The organism is Paenibacillus nicotianae (assembly GCF_042681745.1).
GTDB classification, from domain to species: Bacteria; Bacillota; Bacilli; order Paenibacillales; family Paenibacillaceae; genus Saccharibacillus; species Saccharibacillus nicotianae.
In genome coordinates, this window is the sequence record NZ_JBHUGF010000006.1 from 111661 (window position 1) to 133408 (window position 21748).

Annotated in this window: 18 protein-coding genes and 1 pseudogene; 9 read left to right on the top strand and 10 right to left on the bottom strand. The window is 35.4% G+C overall.

The genetic code is table 11. The features are described from left to right. Nucleotides 1-8: 8 nt before the first annotated feature. Nucleotides 9-620, bottom strand: a complete 612-nt coding sequence (locus tag ACFSGI_RS02905; RefSeq protein WP_204827048.1) for a DJ-1/PfpI family protein — start codon at nucleotides 618-620, stop codon at nucleotides 9-11. Nucleotides 621-893: 273 nt separating this feature from the next. Here ACFSGI_RS02905 and ACFSGI_RS02910 point away from each other — a divergent pair, with 273 nt between their 5' ends. The 4 genes from ACFSGI_RS02910 to ACFSGI_RS02925 all read left to right on the top strand — a co-directional run bounded on the left by ACFSGI_RS02910 (nucleotide 894) and on the right by ACFSGI_RS02925 (nucleotide 5484). Continuing rightward, entirely contained in the window at nucleotides 894-1856 is a 963-nt protein-coding gene (locus ACFSGI_RS02910) for a bile acid:sodium symporter family protein (RefSeq protein ID WP_204827047.1), read from the top strand. A gap of 285 nt (nucleotides 1857-2141) precedes the next feature. Then, complete coding sequence (locus ACFSGI_RS02915; protein ID WP_379282385.1) at nucleotides 2142-2825, top strand: MarR family winged helix-turn-helix transcriptional regulator; 684 nt, start codon at nucleotides 2142-2144, stop codon at nucleotides 2823-2825. Nucleotides 2826-2915: 90 nt separating this feature from the next. After that, the gene (locus ACFSGI_RS02920; protein ID WP_204827046.1) at nucleotides 2916-4277 is read left to right on the top strand and encodes an HlyD family secretion protein; all 1362 of its coding nucleotides are present in this window, start codon (nucleotides 2916-2918) and stop codon (nucleotides 4275-4277) included. Then, nucleotides 4261-5484, top strand: a complete 1224-nt coding sequence (locus ACFSGI_RS02925) for an ABC transporter permease (protein ID WP_204827045.1) — start codon at nucleotides 4261-4263, stop codon at nucleotides 5482-5484. Before ACFSGI_RS02920 ends, ACFSGI_RS02925 begins: the two co-directional genes overlap by 17 nt. Before the next feature lie 106 nt (nucleotides 5485-5590). Here ACFSGI_RS02925 and ACFSGI_RS02930 read toward each other — a convergent pair whose 3' ends face one another. The 3 genes from ACFSGI_RS02930 to ACFSGI_RS02940 all read right to left on the bottom strand — a co-directional run bounded on the left by ACFSGI_RS02930 (nucleotide 5591) and on the right by ACFSGI_RS02940 (nucleotide 8219). Continuing rightward, nucleotides 5591-6034 (bottom strand): RrF2 family transcriptional regulator, encoded by a 444-nt coding sequence (locus ACFSGI_RS02930; RefSeq protein WP_204827044.1) that lies wholly within the window; start codon nucleotides 6032-6034, stop codon nucleotides 5591-5593. A gap of 219 nt (nucleotides 6035-6253) precedes the next feature. Continuing rightward, complete coding sequence (locus ACFSGI_RS02935; protein WP_204827043.1) at nucleotides 6254-7183, bottom strand: manganese-dependent inorganic pyrophosphatase; 930 nt, start codon at nucleotides 7181-7183, stop codon at nucleotides 6254-6256. Nucleotides 7184-7319: 136 nt separating this feature from the next. After that, a complete protein-coding gene (locus tag ACFSGI_RS02940) occupies nucleotides 7320-8219 on the bottom strand; it encodes a LysR family transcriptional regulator (protein WP_204827042.1) in 900 nt (299 codons plus the stop codon). Nucleotides 8220-8415: 196 nt separating this feature from the next. Between ACFSGI_RS02940 and ACFSGI_RS02945 the strand changes: the two genes are divergently transcribed. Beyond that, the gene (locus ACFSGI_RS02945; RefSeq protein ID WP_204827041.1) at nucleotides 8416-8865 is read left to right on the top strand and encodes a rhodanese-like domain-containing protein; all 450 of its coding nucleotides are present in this window, start codon (nucleotides 8416-8418) and stop codon (nucleotides 8863-8865) included. A gap of 47 nt (nucleotides 8866-8912) precedes the next feature. Here the strand turns inward: ACFSGI_RS02945 and ACFSGI_RS02950 are convergent. The 5 genes and pseudogenes from ACFSGI_RS02950 to ACFSGI_RS02970 form a co-directional block, all read right to left on the bottom strand. Further along, nucleotides 8913-10750, bottom strand: a pseudogene (locus ACFSGI_RS02950) (TIR domain-containing protein). A 441-nt stretch (nucleotides 10751-11191) separates the two neighbouring features. Next, the gene (locus tag ACFSGI_RS02955) at nucleotides 11192-11419 is read right to left on the bottom strand and encodes a TIR domain-containing protein (RefSeq protein ID WP_204827038.1); all 228 of its coding nucleotides are present in this window, start codon (nucleotides 11417-11419) and stop codon (nucleotides 11192-11194) included. A gap of 38 nt (nucleotides 11420-11457) precedes the next feature. Then, nucleotides 11458-11988 carry a TIR domain-containing protein gene (locus ACFSGI_RS02960; RefSeq protein WP_204827037.1) on the bottom strand — a complete coding sequence of 177 codons (531 nt, stop codon included), beginning with the start codon at nucleotides 11986-11988 and terminating at the stop codon, nucleotides 11458-11460. A gap of 18 nt (nucleotides 11989-12006) precedes the next feature. Beyond that, nucleotides 12007-13404: a hypothetical protein gene (locus ACFSGI_RS02965; RefSeq protein ID WP_204827036.1), complete on the bottom strand. Its 1398-nt coding sequence runs from the start codon at nucleotides 13402-13404 to the stop codon at nucleotides 12007-12009. A gap of 185 nt (nucleotides 13405-13589) precedes the next feature. Further along, on the bottom strand, nucleotides 13590-14282 hold the full coding sequence (locus ACFSGI_RS02970) for an O-methyltransferase (protein ID WP_204827035.1): 693 nt from the start codon (nucleotides 14280-14282) through the stop codon (nucleotides 13590-13592). Nucleotides 14283-14425: 143 nt separating this feature from the next. On the opposite strand from ACFSGI_RS02970, the gene ACFSGI_RS02975 reads away from it, so the two are divergent. Beyond that, complete coding sequence (locus ACFSGI_RS02975) at nucleotides 14426-15328, top strand: LysR family transcriptional regulator (RefSeq protein ID WP_204827034.1); 903 nt, start codon at nucleotides 14426-14428, stop codon at nucleotides 15326-15328. A 95-nt stretch (nucleotides 15329-15423) separates the two neighbouring features. Here ACFSGI_RS02975 and ACFSGI_RS02980 read toward each other — a convergent pair whose 3' ends face one another. Then, nucleotides 15424-16716, bottom strand: a complete 1293-nt coding sequence (locus ACFSGI_RS02980) for an MFS transporter (RefSeq protein ID WP_204827033.1) — start codon at nucleotides 16714-16716, stop codon at nucleotides 15424-15426. A gap of 594 nt (nucleotides 16717-17310) precedes the next feature. On the opposite strand from ACFSGI_RS02980, the gene ACFSGI_RS02985 reads away from it, so the two are divergent. Genes ACFSGI_RS02985 through ACFSGI_RS02995 form a run of 3 tightly spaced genes read left to right on the top strand, consistent with a single transcriptional unit; the run spans nucleotide 17311 to nucleotide 21736 of the window. Continuing rightward, the gene (locus ACFSGI_RS02985; protein WP_204827032.1) at nucleotides 17311-18945 is read left to right on the top strand and encodes a helix-turn-helix domain-containing protein; all 1635 of its coding nucleotides are present in this window, start codon (nucleotides 17311-17313) and stop codon (nucleotides 18943-18945) included. Continuing rightward, complete coding sequence (locus tag ACFSGI_RS02990; RefSeq protein ID WP_204827031.1) at nucleotides 18946-20730, top strand: sensor histidine kinase; 1785 nt, start codon at nucleotides 18946-18948, stop codon at nucleotides 20728-20730. Nucleotides 20731-20752: 22 nt separating this feature from the next. Beyond that, a complete protein-coding gene (locus ACFSGI_RS02995) occupies nucleotides 20753-21736 on the top strand; it encodes a substrate-binding domain-containing protein (RefSeq protein WP_204827030.1) in 984 nt (327 codons plus the stop codon). Nucleotides 21737-21748 lie beyond the last annotated feature (12 nt).

Below are 21748 nucleotides of genomic sequence, written 5' to 3' on the forward strand. Positions count from 1 at the left end.
TTCTTTCATTACACTTCGATATCTATATCCATTCGTTTGATTACTGTACGAGCACACTCTATATTAACCCATTCTTTTACAATATGTAATGCCAAATGAATACCTGCGGAGATCCCTGCGGATGTCATAATTGCTCCTTGATCCACAAATTTCACTCCTGATTTGACGATCACTTCAGGATAATCGTGTTGCAATCGATCCAGATCCATCCAGTGTGTCGTTGCTTGTAGACCATTCAATAATCCTGCTTCCGCTAACACTAATGCACCGGTACAAATAGAAGCTAGCAATTTCACCTGTTGAGACTGCGTCTGTATCCACTCTATGATGACAGGATCATGAATAATGATTTCTTCTGCACCGTACCCGCCAGGAATAATCAATATATCCAATGCCGGCATATGATGGATAGCATAATCTGGTTGTACTTTTAACCCGTTACGAGCACTGATCTGCTGCCCGTCTGGAGATATCGTATGTACTTGAAATAATTTCTGCTTTTCGACTGTCTCTGCGAGTGAGAACACTTCAAACGGCCCTGCAAAATCCATCACTTCTACTTCATCAAATAACAAAATACCGACTTGATAACGCTCTGGAAGATCATTATTGATTGGCATATTGAATGACTCTCCTTATCAATTAAAATGGCTCTCATTGTAAGTATAGATGATCTCATTTTTTATGAATTTGGTTTATTTGTCTATCATGCATCAGTTGTGAAATAAAAAACAATAGCCATGTAAAATCTTTTATAGTAAAATTTGCATACTTTAGTTTTTACGCATTAAAGCGTTGATGGAGAATATTCTAACACAGGTATGCTCTTGAGTTATATCTATTGTTTAGACAATCAACGTTTTTATCAAATTACAAGAATAGGAGATTACATCATGAATGCTGTAGCCAAAGTGAGTAAGTTTGTAGGGGATACATTTTCGATCTGGGTCATATTGTTTGCGTTGCTTGGATTTTTTATGCCCACGTTGTTTACCGGTTTGAAAGGACAGATTTCGTTATTGCTTGGAATTGTGATGTTTGGTATGGGGCTAACGTTATCTTCTGCTGATTTTCGCGAAGTGTTTCGCCGTCCTTTGGATGTTGCACTTGGAGTGGTAGGGCATTATATTATTATGCCGTTACTTGCGTATGGTCTAGCGATTGCGTTGCAACTTCCACCAGATATTGCTGTTGGTGTAATATTAGTCGGTTGTTGTCCAAGTGGTACATCTTCTAATGTAATGACTTTTCTATCTAAAGGAGATGTAGCGCTAGGTGTATCGATAGCTTCTGTATCAACATTGATCGCTCCACTTGCTACACCAGCGATGATTTCTTTACTTGCTGGACAATGGATGGATATTAGTGCAAGCAGTCTGATTTTAGATATTCTCAAAGTAGTGATCGTTCCTATCGTACTGGGCGTTATTGTAAAATCACTATTTCGCAAGCAAGCAGAAGCGGCTACAGTGGCATTGCCTTTTGTTTCTACACTTGCGATTGTATTGATCGTCTCGATCGTTGTTGGTCTTAATCGTGACAAAATTGTTGAAACAGGATTGTTGATTTTCCTTGTCGTTATTTTACATAATGGACTTGGTTATTTGCTCGGATATCTATTTGCCAAAGCGATTCGCATGAATCCTGCACAACGCAAAGCAATTGTTTTCGAGACAGGTATGCAAAATTCAGGGCTAGGGGCTAGTCTTGCTGCGGCTCACTTTAATCCTTTGGCTGCTGTGCCGAGTGCTATTTTCAGTGTATGGCATAATATTTCAGGTTCGTTATTAGCGACATGGTTTGCTCGTCGCGCTGCCAAAGAAGAACAACAGGCATCTGATAGGATTAAAAAATAATAACAGCTAAAAAATAATCTTGTCCCCTTCTGAAGATGGCGTTTACATTTGCGTCTCTTCAGGTTTGGGGATGTCAATAATACTTAAAATAAAGAGAAGTATTCAAAACAATCCAAAGCTAAGAAGTAGCATATTCAAAAATATTTAGCTTGTCAAAAGAATAAATTTGAATTATTATAACCTAGCTAAAGGGATCACAATCCTATTCTAAAAGTCGTTCTATATTTTTTTATCAAATGGTTAGCCGGCTTACTAAAAAATAAACAGTGAAGGAGTCTGGTATTTTTGGATTATTTAATTTCGTCAGAACATGAGACATCTCAAGAACTTCCATTGTATAATCAAGTGATAACGAATCGAGCGGCTGTCGAAATTGCTTTACTATACATGGATATGACGGCTAATCTGTCTGAAAGGGACGAATTAGATATGGACTTTGATATACGTGATCTACCTACCAAAGAAATGCTTCAAGAATTTTCAAAATCTGTACCTGAAATCGATATTTCGGCTACAGAAGCCATGCTTCTTTTTATGCGTACCGCTTCTAACATTTTCAAAGTCAGTTCCAATGGTTTTGAAAAATTCGATGTCTCTAGTGGCAAGTTCGCTCTATTGATCTTGTTATATCGCAATCAAAATACAGGGCTTCTTGCATCCGAACTCGCTGAGAGAGCCGGTATTACCAAAGCAACTGTGACGGGATTGTTAGAACGTATGGAACGCGATCATCTGATTTTTAGAAAAGATCACCCTTCTGATCGTCGTATGAGTATTGCACATCTTACAGATACCGGTATGACATTAATGAATGAGTTATTACCCGTTCATTTTCTCAGTACTTCTAAGATTATGAGCGGTCTTTCTGAAGAAGAAAAAGCAATGCTATTGTTATTGCTTGAAAAAATTAAATTAGGCATTCCTGAAGGTGAAGAAGTCTATAATTCGTATCAGATCAGACATAAATAGTGTCTTTTCTATCACTTAGTTAGCCGGCTTACTTTATTTCCAGAAATCCTTTATATTATTCTCTATACTAGATTAAGGAGCGTTTAATTCATGAATCGCAGTCAAGTAGCCAGTCTTATTATCCCTGTTATTTCTATTGTATGTTTACTTAGTGGTGGATTTTTGTTGCAAGCCAAAGGGCATGATCAAGTCACTGCCTCGCAGACTTCCAAAAGTTCTACTTTAAGTTCAGATAGCATCCATGTTTCTTTTGAAGAAGTAGGTGGTAAAGTCGTTAACATTCCTTTCACAGAAGAAAAAATAGTCAAAAAAGGAGACATCTTAATGACTCTTGATTCTACCGATGTCGACTTGCAAATTGAAAAACTTCAAAAACAAATGAAACAGTATGATACACAAATCATGCAACAGCAAAAATCAATCCAATTGGGTTATTCCAAAGCAAGCACACAGGAAAAACAAGCCCAATTAGCGATAGAACAATCCAAAGTATCTCAGAGTAAAAGTCAGTCTGCTCTCGAAAGTGCACAAGCTGCTCAGCGCCAAGCACAGTCTGCTCATCGTCAAGTACAAGCGGCTGAAAAAGAAGTCAACAATGGCGCACGAGCAGAAGATATCAAGCAACAACAAATTGCCATCCAATCAGCGACCCAAAGTCTTCAAACGGCTCAAATCAATTATGATCGTACACAAAAATTATACAATTCTGGACTCAGTACCAAAGCCGATATGGACAATGCAGAACAGTCTTTGACCCTTGCTAAAAATCAATTAAACCAACAACAAGAAGCGTTAACAAAGTTGAATAATGGCGCAACTTTAGAAGAACGAGAACAAGCTAATGAACGTACCCAACAAGCAGTAGAACAATCCAATCAGGCAAATGTAAGTGTGACGCAAGCGCAGACAGAGTTGCATGGTGCAGAATTAGCGATTCAGACTTCTCAGACCCAATTAGATGCTGTCCAACAAGCACGCCAACAATTAGCAGATCAAGAACTTGCTGTAGATTTACTTCAACAACAAAAAGATGCACAACAAATCGAATTAAAAACATTGTTGCTCAAAAAATCAAGATTGATTCTCAAAGCCCCAAGCAACGGCAAAATTACAGCAATCAGTACAGAAGTAGGCGAAAATATCAGTCAAGGCGCACCTATCGTTACCTTGGAGACCAATAAAATGTATTTTGATCTTTATGTCAGTGAAGATCAAGCCACCAAATTTCATGCTAAACAAAAAATAAAAGTGAACATTCCTGCTCTTCACAAAGACTTAAATGGTGAAGTTCGTTATATTACTGCGGCTCCTCAATTTGCAAATCTTAAAATGGCACGCGAAAAAGGCGAAGCTGATGTGGCTACTTTTCAGGTTCGTATTTATGTAGACAAGTCAGCTAGCTTATTGCCAGGCATGACTACTGAGGTGAATATCGATGAAATCACTTCTTGATGAATGGCATTATCTAATCAAATCGAAATATCCTATCATTGCGATCATTTTCCCATTGGTAGCTGTGTTAGCTTATTCTTTGCTATTGCCAAGCAGTCAGATCAATGAATCCAAAGTCGTTGTAGTGGATCAAGATAATACTTCCTATAGTCGGCAATTGATTCAGAAAATCGATGCTTCTCAATATATACAGGTCGATCAGATTATTTCGTATACGAATAATCCTGAATCTTACTTTTACCATGAGCAATATCTAGCAGTAATCTCTTTGCCTAAAGGGCTTGAAGAAAATCATAATCGCTCTTTACCGAATCGAATCGGGTTGATTTTAGATAATACCAACTCTCAAGCGGTTACCTTTATTCGAACCGCAATGCAAGAAATTACAGGCTATGAAAATATGCAATTGGCTATCCCTGCCTTATCCAGAACAGGCATGAGTATAGAGCAAGCGCAAGGAACAGCTAGTAATCTGGCGGTAGAAGTAAGATCGTTATTCAATCCGACCAGTAGTTACGACAATACGACTATTCTTACATTTATATGTATGTTCTCATTTATGATGCTCAATATTAACAGTCTTCCTATCATTTCCAGACTTCGGGTATCTCATCGTTTAGCGGGCGAACTCCGTAATCCGTTCAATCCACTTATTCGCATATTACCTTATGTATTGTTCTCAACAGCAGGATTGATTTTTGCGATGGGGGTTTTGAAATGGGTAGGCGGTAGTCGATTTGAAGGCAATGTTGCTTTATTTATGATCCCTGTTGCGCTCTATGTATTCGGTTCTGTTTGTATTAATATACTGGTAGCTTGGGGAGCCGCACATCCAGGCATAGCTATAGGGCGAATGATCTTTATCTTTATGCCTGCTTTTGTACTGTCAGGTGGCACGATGGCAAGAGCACTTTTTCCACCTTTGGCTTTGCAAATTAGTGACTTTTTCCCATTTGTATGGATGTTCAAATTTCTGCGCAGTATGGGATTACGAGGAGCTTCTTTTCAAGAAATGTTACCTGAGCTAGGTTCAATGATGTTGTATGTAGCTGTTCTGGCTATGCTAGTCGTTGCTAGAGGATTATGGGAAAAGCAAAAACTAGCCAAACTTCAAAAAGGATCTTCACCTGCTCATTCCGAAAAGCCATTTCCCGGGGCTCCACCTAATGCTGTAAGCACACCTACACCGGAACCATCCAAAGGATAATAACATCCTAGTATCGTTCAACCAACCCCTATCATCAAGAGGCTACAGGCTTTTGATCGATAGGGGTTTTACATTGTAATAATTACTGTAACAGACCGAATAACAGTTATCTATTAGGCATCTTTAAGATATCTGAATCATTTATCAGATCAGCTAACGTATACTGTTGAAGATAATCGATGACCTGTTGCTCAGCTCCTTTCATAATGCTACTCAACCGTTGATTCATCTGTTCATTATCTGACATACCATCAGTCTGAGGTAAATCCTGAATAGGTTGCTCGATCCGAATCGCTAGATAGATAGCAGACAATGTTAATTGATCTGCCGGTATCCGTAACGTGTATCCACCATCTCGTCCTTCGCGGGTATCTACAATCTTATGACTGGCGAGTGTAGCTAATATTCTGCGCAAAAAAGTAGGATGAGAATGAACCTGAGTAGCAAGCATCGCGCTGGATAATGTTCCACCACTGGAAGCAAGCCCGGCAAGAGCCTGAACAGCTACACTAAAGCGTGCGGGCCCAATCAATTTAGCTCGTGTCGTCATAAACGTCCTCCTACTTGATGTTGATGTTGATGTTGATGTTGATGTTGATGTTGATGTTGATGTTGATGTTGATGTTGATGTTGATGTTGATGTTGATGTACAAAAAGTGTATCCCAGCCATAGCAGGAAGACAATCTATTTATACACGAGAAAAAGACGATTGGAATAGAACTCCAACCGTCTTTCTGATAATCATATTGTATGTAGCATATGATTATATTATTTAGCAAAAGTATCTGTTAGTACAGGTACGATTTGAGATTTACGAGAAACAACACCTTTAAGCATCGCTTGATTGTTTTCAAGTTTTACTTGATATGCTTCTTCGACTACATCTGTACGCTTACCTAGAGCAAGACCTACAGAATCGTTGTTCAAAATATCTGTTACTACGAACAAGAATAGATCCAGACCTTTTTTCTCAATGACTGCTGTCAAAGCTGCTTCAATCGCTGTTTGTTGAGACAATACATCATTTACATCTACAGCATTCACTTGAGCGATTTCGACTTTAGCATCACCCATTTGGAATTCTTTTGCATCCAAAGTGATCAATTGCTCTACTGTTTTGTCGCTTAGATCAGCACCTGCTTTAAGCATATCTAGACCGTATTTAGCAATATCTACTTCAGCAATACGAGCCAATTCATTCGCCGCTTCTACATCTTGTGGTGTGCATGTAGGAGATTTGAACAACAACGAATCTGAGATAATAGCAGATAACATCAAGCCTGCATTTTGCTTCGAGATCGATACGCCATGTTCTTTATACAATTTATTCAAAATCGTTGCTGTGCAACCTACAGGTTCTGCACGATAGTACAACGGGCCGCTAGTTTCAAAATTAGCGATACGGTGATGATCGATAACTTCGATTACTGTAACCTCATCGATATCGTCAGCACTTTGTTGACGTTCATTGTGGTCAACAAGAATAACTTCTTTCGCTTCAACAGCCACTTTTTCTACAAGACGTGGAGCTTCTACTTTAAAATAATCCAAAGCATATTGTGTTTCACCGTTCACTTCGCCTAGACGAACTGCTTCAGCATCTACACCTAATTCTTTTTTCAATGCTGCATAAGCAAGCGCAGCCGTAATCGTATCCGTATCGGGATTTTTATGACCAAAAACTAATACTTTTGACATAATGACACTCCTTCGCAATCTGTTTTGGCAAAAAAGGGCTAACCCTTTCAAGTTTCCTTCCATAGTATACCTTGATTTCAAATGAAAATGAAGTTTAATCCTATTAATTGTATAGGAATAACTGTGTAACATTTTTTTAGAATAAGGCTACCGTAGGATTGGTTCTACATAAAGTAACCCAATCTGCGGCGATACTACTCAGTGGTCGCTCTGCATGATACAGAATCTGGCTATATAACTGAGGATCTTCTTCTATCCATGGGAGTATCTCCAATTCACTGTACGCTTCTTCTTGAAGCAATACAAATTGAGGCAAAAAAGCAATACCCCATTGTTTGGCAACTGCTTGCTTAATAGATTCTATATTACCAAGTTCCAGATAAATCTGGCTAGTCTGCCCTTCTTCTTTCATCTTTTGGATCAGATATGCGCGATACGTACATCCTTCTTCTGTCAAAATCAATGGTTGTTGATGCAGATCAGAAGTAGAAATTGAAGAATGTTGAGCTAGTCTATGCTCTGGATAGATCACAACTTTCATTTCTACTAGAAAAAGAGAAATCGCTGTGATATCACGAGCTTGGTAGGGTGTATCTAAAATAAGAGCAATATCTAATTCTTGCTCACGTAGACGACGGATAAGTTGTGGTTCTTGATCCAATACAATTTTGACTTGTACCTGAGGATACTGTTGCCGGAACTGTGCAATGATACCAGGCAGATAATAGAGCGATAGACTTTCAATCGTCCCTATCGTTAGTATAGTCGGTTCTACATCTGTCATAGATAATGCTTGTCTAGCTTGTTGTTGTAATTCAATCATCTGGCAAGCATAAGGTAATAACTTTTCTCCGGTTGAGGTTAATACGACAGCATTACCTTTGCGCTGAAATAATCGCTTTCCACCATATAATTGTTCCAATCGCTGAATATGATTGGTGACACTGGATTGAGCATAATCCAGCTCTTGCGCAGTACGTGTATAATTCCCCCATTTTACCAATTCACAGAACGTTTTGAGATATAACAGTTCCATTTCATCACTCTTTTCCTACAAAAAAATACGTCATCTTTTCTATAGCTTTTATCAAATGATTCATTATCGATCAGATCGATAGTGAGTATCTATAACTCTATAACACTTGTATCTTTTGCTTTTTGTACAATCTATATAGAACATATTTCTCTTATTCTTGTTCAACATAACCCACTATTGAAGGAGTTGTCTACTTATGAATCATGCTCCACGCTTTTCGCTTACACTTGAAGTCCCGGCTGCAAATAGTGCAGATGCTTATCAGCATTTTACAGCCAAAGCCGCATACGAAACAGATGTTGCTGATGTCATGATCGATTGTCAAAAAGGAAACCCGCCGTTTATTTTACTAGATGTACGAGATCAACTAACGTATGAGCAATGTCATATTCCCGGTGCTATCCATATTACAGGTCGACAGATCAACGCAAAAACAACTGCTCATTTAGATAAAAATACGACTATTGTAACTTACTGCTGGGGTCCTGCTTGTAATGGAGCAACCAAAGCAGCAGCCAAATTAGCTTCTCTTGGATTTCCTGTTAAAGAATTACTAGGCGGAATTGAATACTGGCGCAAAGAAGGTGGACAAGTCGAAGGAACATTAGGAGTAGAAGCTCCGATGTATTGGTCTATAATTAAGTAATATAAAAATATCTGTTGTTTCTCAAAAAATGAGAAACAACAGATATTTTAAAACATTTTTAATTCTCTTAAACCTTCTAAAACGAGCCGTATAATCTCAGTAATATTAGTAGTTAGAAACAATTTATAATTGTCTTCTATACTCAACCCATTTTTTAATCCATTTACGCCTACTTTTGCAAAATATAATTTTAAAGCTTTATAGTCAATCTTAGTTTCATTATTAAAATTATAGCTATTATAAAATTTATTATATGAACTAGATGATAAATAATATTCTTCTAATTCTGGAACAGATTCGTTTTTTAAAGCATTTATAACAATTTCTGTTGAGCCTCCAAAGCCACCTATCAAAAAAACAGGTTTTTCAGCTAACATAAAAGAATACACTTCTTCTATAATGCCTGGATATTTACCTGAAAATCCTTTAGTTTACCTCCTATAGCTATCTTAATATCAGTATCTTCAGCCATTTGTTGTCGCATTAATGTCAAAGAATCAGCTACATTAGATTTATAATTTCTTTTTTTATTTTTATTTAAATCATTAAAATCAAACTCGTTAGGAACACAAATAAGTTTAGTAATATATTTAAATTCTGCCTTCTTTTTTTCAGGTATTTTTTTATAATATGGATAAGCCAAATAACTATCTATTCTTTCAGAAACTTGATTATACTCTTTATTATATGTTTTAGCTGTATCTAATAATATTTTAGCAAAATTGAATTGAGGTTTATAACTCAAACTTCCTCCATAAGCAAGATTATAGCCACTAACTAAAAGATATCTTGATATTTCAACTAAGGCATCTTGTAGATGTATTTTGCTAAATCCATTTTCAAATGAATCTTCAATTTCAGAAATGGATAGAGAAATTTTAAACTGCTTAGACATTTTATTTTTAATTAATAAAGGAAAAGAAGTTGGAGTAATATATTTGAATTTTCTAACTTTAGATAGAATTTTTAATTCTTCTTGCCCTAATGGAGGATCTGGATAAATAATAATCTGATTTTTATCTGACTTCAAATTAGATACAGTTAGGAGCTCAGAAGGATAAGAAAATATTTCTTTTTTCGAATTCATAATATCCACATTAGAGTTGAAAATATCAAATTGTTTAGCTGCATATTCCATAAATAACTCTTGATATTTAAATCTTAGTGTTTCTTTTAAGATAAATAAAATAATATAATTTGCAATATCAGGTTTACAATTTCTTTTTTTTACACGAAGTGTCCTAACATTAGACATATAAGGAAAACTACGATCTTCACCATTATTAAATAAATTAAGTATGACAACTGGACGATTTTTTTCTTTAGAAAACATGACTTCTTTTCTGCACCATTCTCTACTAGAATATTTATCGGTATGAACAACTACCAATACAGACTCCTCTATATTCTTTTCGATCTCTTGTGGAAAGTCATATCCAACAGCAATATCATTAGCGTCAAAAAATGTTTTGACTGGAGTTTCTGAATGAATATAATCTCTTAATTGTTTAGCAAACTTCACTCCATCTTCTTTTGCATGGCTAATAAAAAGTTTTAAAGGAGGTTTATCATCAGACTTTTCACTGCTTCTATTAATATTGTAAAGTAATCTACAAAATTCGTGCGTTAAAGTAGAAAATACATAATGTGGATCAGATTCATGTTCAAAAGCTCTCAAAAAGTTTTTTTGCGGTAAATTTCTATTTACATTAAATGATCTTTGATCATAAGCCACAGGAAAAACTCTTAAACTCGATTGTTCATCTAATTCTTGTTTTACTAGTATATCTATATACTCTTCCCAGTAATTATCATTGACCATTTTTAAATCTACCAAAAGAATTACAGCTATATCATCTGAAATATTATCAGGAATAGGTGCCATTTTTGTTCCACTTCTAAAAAATACTGGAATGCCGATTCCTCTAGCAAGAGGATCTTTAATATCTCTATTGAAAAAAGAAAAAAACTATTTGCAATTTTAATTCCTTCTTCAAAATCTGGATGCCATGCTACAAAGATACTTAAAGGCAATTTAAAATCAGAAACTTTTTTCCTCCAATAAAAAATATTATCAAAAAATTATAATTATTAATCAAATAAATTCTTTATCATTCTCTTCCGTTGGTTAAATATAGGATGCTTTTTAACTTCCTTTAAGTCCATAATTAATATAATATCGTATTTTCTTTTTTTATATCTATCTGTTCATTATAATCCTGAACAAGATATGATGGAAAAATCTCTTTCTAATTTTAATAAAATAGCATAACCAATATGTCTACCATGATTTACTTTACAATTTTTCTTGAATCTATCAGGTATTTTATCTTTCTTTATACGGATGTAAAGAAGAATAAATTTCCCAATCAACCCATTTTCTTGACCATGTATCTTTTCCAATTAAAACAATAGTAATAACAGAATCTTTTAATTGCTTAGTTCTAATTTCATTTAAAATATAATCTTTATTTTCACTTTTTATTTTTTTCTGATAATGAGCTATCAATAAATATATGATTTTCGCTATAGAATTCTCTAAATTGGTCTGCATAATGTTGATAACTTACAAAAACTTTATGAATATTCATATTAAGGTCTAACCTTATTTAAGATCAATTCTACAATTTCTTCATATTCTAATTGATTTGCATTAATAAATCCTATATTAATATCTAACGTTTTTATTAATTCTTCATCTATTATGATAGGTAATAAAAATAGATCATTTTTCGCTAAATACTCTCTAACTTTGATACTATTCCATTCGATTTGAGTCCATTTTTTTTTCATATAGTGATTGGAAAGAAGTACAATACAATACTTACATTGTTCAAAATACGTTTTTGTAAGATATGATGGTAGGTCTTCTCCCCATATTTTAGTAGTTTGAATTTCATCATAAAATATTTCTAAATTGAATTTGGTTAAAGATTTTGCTAGTTGAGAAGCAAAGAACCGTTCCTCACCAGCAAATGAAATACCAATATCATAAAGATAATTTTGTTCCGAATTTTTTTGTTGGTCTTGATCTTCCTTTAGCTGTTCGATAGTGTTCGTTATATTTTTTGCTTTAACTGTTCCACCAGATATAAAAATACCATTATTAATAATATTTTTCATATTATTACTCCTTTAAAGTTAGCTAAATACTTCTTTCACTTTGGATTGCGTTTTTTGCGAAAAAGTTTGATTGCTAATATTCTCTGCTTGTACATTACCACCAGTAATCATAATGCCATGATTTACGATAGTTTCTTGCCTAGCTTTAAATACTGTTGTATCAATATGAAACATATCTAAATACTCAAGAACACTTTGAAATAATCGCTGTTCAATTTGCTTTTGATACATTTCTGCGTCTGACTCTTGTAACAAATTGTGAAATTTATTATCTGCAACCATTTCTCTAATACTTTGAGTAGCACCATAATTAAAAGCATGATTAGATTTAGTGTTTAGAGTTTGCTTCTGTTTTTTTAGCCATATTATTAAAATTTGTTTCATAAATTTATATACATTTTTAGGTGATTTAAATAATGAAAATATAGAAGGTATAATTGATTTAATAAATGCTTTTCCAATAATACTCAAATTAATTCCATACCCATATTTATCAATATCCTCAAAACTTTTTTTCAAAGGAGGTAAAATATAATTTTGCATTTCGATATATAAGTTTTGTTCAGTACAACGAATTCTGAAAAAAAAGGAACAAACAAAATCACCTTCCCATGCAGTCACTTGAACAGATTTGTAAAAACGAATATGATCTTCGTCTATTGATTCATTATCTTTTAAGAAATCAATTTGAACATCTTTACGTGGCCTCGATAAATCATTATTTAAAAATCTAGAATCTCCGCGAATTTTTCTACCATCTACATATAATTGATTATCTACTCTTAGTGAATTAATCTGTAATTCTTTGATTCTATCTTCGATATATTTGTATAGTTCAGAATTATTTAAGTAAATATATTCATCACTATTTTTTAATTTTGTTTCGGCAACAAAAGACCATCCAGATAAATGAATACCAGCTCCGACAAAAGGAGAATAATCACCATAATAAGTAATATTAGTCTCTTCTTCATTTTGATTATTATTTAATTTTTGATAAGTATCATTATCAATACCTAAAATAGAGTTAGAATTATCTTTACTAACGCTATTCTGAGATAATTTATTCAACACAATCCAATACGAATAAAGATAAAATATGATATGAACTATGTAAGCTACGATTAATGGCCATGTAAATAGGATAGGTATAAATAAAATAACTCCGTACCACCCATATTCTCTAAAGGTCGATACAATACTCGTACAAAATATAAAAAGCAATATTATATTCATAATTAGATCTCTATTTCTAGCTTTAAGACAATGTGAAGCTAATTTAACTAAATTTATTCCATGACTTGGAGCGATAAAACGGTATTTATCATATACAATTTCATCTAGAACTTTTGTTCTAAATTTCTTATCTAGTTCTGCAGCAGCATAAATGTATCTTTCTACCCTATTTTTTTTCATTATAAATCTCCTTTTTAAAATATCATTACTTTAGTCCTAATAAAATAATGTATTATTTATATTTTATTGTCAATAATTAATATTTTATCTATAAAAATGGAGTCCTTTTTATAAAGGGCTCCATTTCTAAACACTTCCATTTAATTGAAGTAGTTTTATATTCTTGATTGAATCATAATTTCTTTTTATATTGCTATCCTCGTTGTTTTATCTGTTACAATTCCAATGGTAAAACCATCATAACCTTTACTACCTACCGTTTGAATAGATGTAGCTGTGATACGAGGATCGTCAGCTAATAATTCATAAAATTGGCGAATCCCTTGTACACGGCTATCATTACTGTATCGATCCAAGATAGCTCCTTCTCGAACGACATTGTCTCCGATAATGACAGTGCCTGGATGAGACATTTGCAAAGCATATTGTAAATAACGAGCATTATTATTTTTGTCTGCATCAATAAAAATCATATCAAAAGCTTCTACTTGTTCGGTTTCCATCTGACCTAATTGTTCAGATGCATCACCGATACGAATATCAACTTTGTCCTCTAGTCCAGCCAATTTAATATTCTGCCCGGCTACTTCGGCATGATGAGGATCATATTCCAGTGTAATTAATCGTCCATCTTCAGGTAAAGCACGCGCCATCCATATCGTGCTGTATCCACCCAATGTACCTATTTCTAAAATGCGTTTGGCTCTGTTCATCATCACAAACAATTGCAACAATTTCCCTTGTGCAGCAGATACATCATACTCCGGTAATCCTTGTTGTTGATTGTTTTTCAATACTTGCTCTAGTACCTCATCTTTTGAAATTAGATGCTGTTCAATATATTGATCCATTTGACTCCATACTTGAATAGTACTCATATTAACTCCTCCTACTTTATAATGAGTTTCTGTTGTATTGATCTATACCTGTATTATACTTTGGCACTATTGATATTAATAATATATAATTCATACTTATGTATATAAAATATATATGAATAATTGAGAAAGCAGATGATGTGATGTTAAATGTACATGCTCTTTATTTATTTCATACGATTGCTTTGCAAGGAAGTGTAACCAAAGCAGCTCAGCTTTTAAATATTAGCCAACCTTCTATTACCGCACAGATTAAGAAATTAGAAAAAGAAATAGGCATTGTACTCTTTATTCCACAAGGGCGAGGTATTGCCTTAACGATAGAAGCTCAACAATTACTAGAGTTTACCAAGCGTATCTTTGCAGTTACCGGACAGATTGAACAATGGATAGAAGAACATCATCAAGGTCAGCGCGGACAGATTCGGTTAGCTGCTACATACTTACCTGCACACTTTCTACTTCCAAAATGGATTGCCAAATTCAAACAACACTACGAACATGTAGACATGACGATCACAACGACCAATTCTACAGATGCTTTGCGACAGTTATTACAAATGGAAGTGGATATTGCGATTTACGGTGGACTTGCTGAAGAGCAAAAAGAAGAGATTTATGCAGAAGAATTATTTCGAGATGAACTGTGGTTTGTTGTTGCCCCGAATCATCGGTATGCAAATCAACATATTTCCCTACAGGAGATGATGAAAGAACCTTTTGTGATGCGTGAACAAGGAAGTTCGACACGAGAGCGTTTATTGGCGCTGTGCCGAACTCATAATACTCCTCCTCCACAGATTCCTTTACAATTCAATGGTCTACCCGAAGCGATTCAAGCTGTGATTGCTGGTTATGGAGCTAACTTTGTATCTTCATTAGTGGTGCGTGACTATGTGGAGCGTGGACAATTGGCTCGTGTATATGTAGATCATATTCATTTACAAAATAGTATAGCGATTTGTACCCGTCTACATGAGCCTTTGTCGGTAGCCAGCCAGCAATTGATAGCTACGATTCGGCAGTACAGTACATCACTTGATTAGATAGATTCAGTATACGAAGTACAATGCCTAATTCACTATTAGAAATAATTGACTGAATCATTCCAGTCTATAGGATGCGTTTGGATAACGATTCATTAGGAAGAAGCTTGTTCTTGCTTGGTCACAGGCATATACAATCGAACAGCTAACGCAAGTACAAAAGTAATACCTAACATGACACACGAACCGATAATGACTGACCATGAAATCGACCATAATTGAGCAGTCAACCCTAGTATAAATACAGACAACATTTGCATAACGGCTGCCACCAGACTATAAATACTACTAATGCGTCCCATCATATCAACAGGGACATGATTTTGATAAAAAGTCATAAATCCTGTATTCATAAATGCCATAAAAAAAGCTAATACAAAAAATCCAATAGCTGCACCTGTAAACGAATGAGATAAGCTATAGATCACATAGCCTGCTCCAAATCCGATAGCCCCTACTGCTAACAATATGGTGACTGTTAAGCGTTTCACAATCACCATATTTACAAGCGCTCCAACACCTAGCCCTATACCTGCTACACTCACCAGATAACTATATTGACTATCTGTGCCTGCTAATACTTCTTTGACAAAAGCAACTTCCATCGAATCCAGACCCGCTGCCAGTACCATTAGAATTTGAAATAAAAAATAAATGAGCATTACATTCCAGGCTTGTCGGCTAAATCCAATTACCAATCCCCAATCTTGCTTTACCATTTGCCATGAACGCTTCGATTTTGCGATTTTGGTAATCGATTCTTGGTTGACTGGATGATCTATTGTAACAGTTTCCTTTTCAAGATCAGGCAATATCCATGTCATCACACTCGAAATACCAAAAGCAATCGCGGTAACAAAAATCGCCATTTGTGGACTGGTTATCAAAAATAACAAACCTGCAATCGCTGGCCCGATCAAAAATGCACCCGAGTGAATTAAACTTTGGATTGAGTTAAAACGTTTACGATGTTCTGTTGGAATTAACTTGGTCGTATATACCATTGAAGTAGGTCTAAAAATAGAACTTGCCATATAAATAATCAGTACCACTGCATAGATCAAGCTAATATGATGTAAAAAAGGAAGCGTGAAAATAAGCACTGCCCGTATAAGGTCAAATGTAATCATTAATCGACGTTTATTGAGTCGATCCACTACACTCCCTGCCCAACTATTTGTACATAATGTTGCAAACGGCTTGAGAATATACAGACCTGCTATTGCCAGCGGCGACCCTGACATATCTAGCATAGTAAGATTTAAAGCAATTAAGAAAATCCAATCTCCAATATTAGCAATAGCTACACCTGTTAATAAAATAGAAGGATATTTCCAAAAGTGAATATGATGTATCCATTTAGAGTACTTGTTAGAATTATTGTTCATTATGTTGTCTCCTTAAAGGCAAAGACAATAATCAGGTCATGATTAATCTATGTATATTATTTCTTTCTATTCCTTACATGCTATGAGGATAATTGCTTGGTGGTCGATCTAGTATATACATAGTTATGACCTGATCCAGTGTCTATTCCTGATATTTTGGGATACAGTTAATATTTTTTTACAATGTCGTTTGAGATGTATTTGGATCATTCGCTGTCGTTGTAATGGACTCATTATAGATTCTCCTCCTTTGTGTTTTACATAATTTTACTGATTATACCATGTTAAAATCAATTTTTGGAAAAAGCTTCATTTTTTATGTAGCTGTTGTTTTATTTTCATTTTTTGATCGTTTTTTTATAATATTTGATCTGGATATTTCTGGTTTTGATATAGTCATAACAGCAGTTGTCAGTCTTTTTAAAACATGATAAAGTGAACAAATTCCTACGTGATTATAACTTATAAATAACGATATATTATATAACATACTGCTTACTTTTCATTGCAGCCTATAGATCTTTTATTTGGCAAAAATTTTTATTGATTTCATTTCGCGTGGATCATGTCAAATGTTTAGAAGGAGAGATACCTATGTATAAAGTGATGTTGGTTGATGATGAGAAGATTATACGTGAAGGTCTCAAGACTCGAATTGATTGGCAAGTATATGGATTTGAATTAGCAGGAGATTATGCGAATGGGTTAGAAGCACAAACAGCAATCGCCGCTGATCCGCCTGATGTAATTATTTCAGATATATGTATGCCTTTTGTAGATGGATTAGAGTTGGCTGAATTTGCCCATAATCACTATCCAGATATCAAAATGATACTTCTAACTGGATTTGATGAATTTGAATATGCGAGAAGAGCAATTCGACTGAAAGTATCTGATTTTATTCTCAAACCTGTAACAGCTAAAGAGATTCGTGAATTACTCAAGCAGATCAAGTTAGAAATGGATGATCAGCGTCAATTGCATCACAATATCGATCAATTGCATACTCAATGGTCGCAAAGTCTTCCTTTACTCAAAGAACGATTCTGGGAAAAGGTACTAACCTCAGGAGTACCCCATACCGAATGGGAGCAACATCGACTGCAATTTGCTTTACCTCCTTTGTCCTCTGCTTATCAGATTGTTGTTATTGAACCAGATAGCGATACGATCACAGATTCTTCTGCATATACTGCTCCACCTGTTCAAGTGTTATTCGATTCATTGGCGTCTATCATCCAATCTGTATTGCCGGCTCCATGGGAATATACTTCTGTTGTATATCAATCCCGCTGTATCTATTTATTTTCGTATCCTTCTGTAGATCACCAATCTACTACTGCCATATTTGAACAGATCACTCAAGTCATCCACCAACTCCATCTATTATCTAGCCAGCATACTGGTCTTTCATTTACAGCCGGGCTTGCTACTGGATGTACAGATATTGTAGATATACCACAGCAATATGAACAAGCGATACAAGCATTAGAGTATCGATTTCTTTTCGGTACAGGTACGATTTTATCTTTTGCCGATCTACAACAACAATCCACCGCTCAGATGCCGGATATCGATTGGGAAAAAGAAATGATTACGCATCTAAGTAACAATGATCTTACAGAAGCGCAACATGTATCCGAACAACTGGCACAACAGATGATGCTCCAGCAGACATCCCCTACAGAATGTATTTTACAATTTCGTCAAATATCTTTACGCATACAAGATTGGTTACAGCAATTAGGACTAGCATCTGTATTAAGTCCATTTATAAGCCAATCTCAATGGCTAACTGCCCCTACACTACACCAGATATTACAAGAGTGGTTCGTTATGTTAGATCATGTGTCCGCTCATTTGAATACACAAATAAAGATCCATAGTCAGCAACATATTCAAAAAGCGATCTATTATATCGAACAACATTATGCAGAAGCTCATTTATCGTTACAAGACCTCTGTAATCATGTTCTGATGAGTACAAGCAGTTTCAGTCAAGCATTTAAGCAATATACCGAAGTTACTTATGTAGAATACCTTACTCGCGTGCGGATCGATAAAGCCAAAGAATTGCTGCGTTTGACCGAATACAAATTTTATCAGATCGCTGAAAAAGTAGGTTATACAGACCCTAATTATTTCAGTTCTTCTTTCAAAAAACATACCGGTCTCACGCCCAAGCAATACCGGGAACAGCATCGTCATGTAAAGGAGTTGTACAGATAAATGCTACGTGATCTATTCAGAATCTTTACCACCTGGAAATGGAAAAGCTTAACAACCAGCTTACTGGTTGCTTTTTCCGGTCTGATTCTGATCGTGATCGCAATTATCAGTCTTAACAATTATCGGTTGACTGTCGATGCTGCAGAACAGAATTCTCAGGTGTATATTCAAGAGATCATGCGTCAGGTGAATACAAATATCCAGACGTATATAGATAATATGGAAAATATCTCATTACTTGCTTTGACTAATAAAGACGTAACCTACTATATTTCTAGCAATAGCTTTATCGGCAAAAACGATATTCGTCCTTATGAGAAACGAATTTCGGATTTATTTCAAAATATTCTTTACAGCCGTAATGATATCGCTTCAATTATGGTATTTGGTTACAATGGACGCACCGTATCCGATCGGCGAATCACTGCTCTCAATCCTAACATCGATCCCAAGCAACAATCCTGGTATATCAATGCACAGAAAATGAATGGCAAATCGATTGTATCGCCTCCTCATATTCAAAATGTTATTAGTGGCGAATACCGCTGGGTAGTTTCATTAAGTCGTGAACTCAAAAGTAATGATGGTATTACTCCTGAAGGCATTTTTTTAGTCGATTTGAATTTGAGCGTTATTGATAAATTATGTAGTCAGATTTATTTAGGTAAAAAAGGATATGTATTTATTGTAGACGGTACAGGCAATATTATTTATCATCCTCAGCAACAATTATTGTATAGCAATCTAGCTACAGAAGAGATTCCGCAAGTATTAAGTACAGCAAGTGGTCAATCTTTTACTGCCGATGATGCTAAAGGCAAACGAATTTACTCTGTGCAAGATACAGGGTTAGGTTGGAAAATCGTTGGTGTAACATATAGTGATGATCTAATCGCTAATAAATCTTCAATCCAACATTCTATTTTATTATATGCTCTGCTAGGGATCGGAATCTCTATTATCATCTCTCTGCTCTTATCGTTGCATCTGACCAAGCCGATCAAACGGTTGCAACAAGATATGAAGCAAGTGGAACTGGGCAATTTCCATATTCAGACCTCTCTTGAAGAAGATAATGAGATTAATCAATTGGGACAGTCATTTAATGTGATGGTCAATGAAATAAAGCATCTTATGGATGAGACTGTACAAAATAGCGAGCAAAAGCGTAAAACTGAACTTTTACTGTTACAAGCACAGATCAATCCTCATTTTCTCTATAATACACTCGATTCTATTATCTGGATGGCTGAACAAGAAAAGCATGAAGAAGTGGTTGATATGACGTCTGCTCTTGCTAAAATGTTCCGCGCCAGTATCACACGCGATCAAGAATTGGTATCGATTCGAGTAGAGATTGAGCATATTCGTCATTATTTATTTATTCAGAAAATGCGCTATCGTGAACAATTAGATTATGTATTTCATATCCCTTCAGATATACTGCAATACAAAACAGTCAAAATTCTCCTTCAACCGTTTATCGAAAATGCGATTTATCATGGAATACGTAGTAAAACTACACCCGGAATGATCTATATCTCCGCATGGCAAGAACAAGATGATCTGCTGTTTGAAGTGCGAGATAACGGACTGGGTATGACTGCCGAACGCCTGCATCAAGTCAATGAAGGTACAGTGTCTACCAACGCTCAGCATGGGATCGGGATTGGCAATGTCAATGAACGGATTCAGCTTTATTTTGGGGAAACTTATGGTATGAGTATCCACAGTGTATTAGGAGAAGGTACTATTGTTACGATTCGCGTACCTGCTATTTTGTGAAATATAGAAAGTGAGATTGAGTATGAGGAATCAACGTATTAGCTGGTGGATAGCGATTTTACTGGTAGCCGGTGCATTGTATATTATCAGTTATTTTGTCTGGTTTACTTCTACCGCTGAAGAAGAAGGAACGATTATGATTATTCTCAAGTCGAACAGCCCTCAATCAGACTTCTGGCAAACCGTTCGTAGTGGTGCAGAAGAAGCTGCTAAAGAAAAAGGTATTCAGTTTCTTGTATCCGGTCCTTTAGATGATACCGATATTAATAGCCAGTTAAACGCTCTTCAAGAAGCACTGACAATCAAGCCACTAGCTGTCGTAATCGCACCATTAAATGATAAGCGCGTTTTAGCTGGTATTACCCGGTTACAAAATGCTCGGATTCCTGTAGTCGTTATGGATACTCCTTTACCTGTTAACAATGCTCCTTCTTCTGTTTCTAGCGATCATGTACAGATGGGAATGCAAGCTGGCAGAATGGCTGCTTATCAGACGAATACTGCACCTTATGTTGCAATTATTGGCGATTATCAATCTTCCAGTATTTTCAAAGCACGCGAGCAAGGAATCAAGCAAGTACTAGGCACTGTTCCTCATCAACGTACTATTACTTATTATTCAGGAGAATCTGAACAACTAGCCTATGTATTGACCAATAAATTACTAGATGAGTATCCGCGACCGAATGCATTGATTGTTATGAATGAGCCTATTGCTGTCGGTGCAGCACGAGCACTCAAAGAACGTCATTTGGATTCGATAATGTTTATCGCTTTTGATAGTTCTTTTTATGAGATCGAATTGTTGGAAGAAAAAACGTTAGATGCTCTGATTGTGCAAAAGCCTTTTAATATGGGTTATTTGGCTGTACAAAAAGCTCTGACTGATCCCAATGTGTTGGATAGCCAACATTCGATCACAATGATTCCTTCTACTGTTATTACACCGGCAACAATGTATACTCCTGAAAATCAAAAGTTATTATTCCCCTTCTATGAAAAATAAAACGGAAGGATA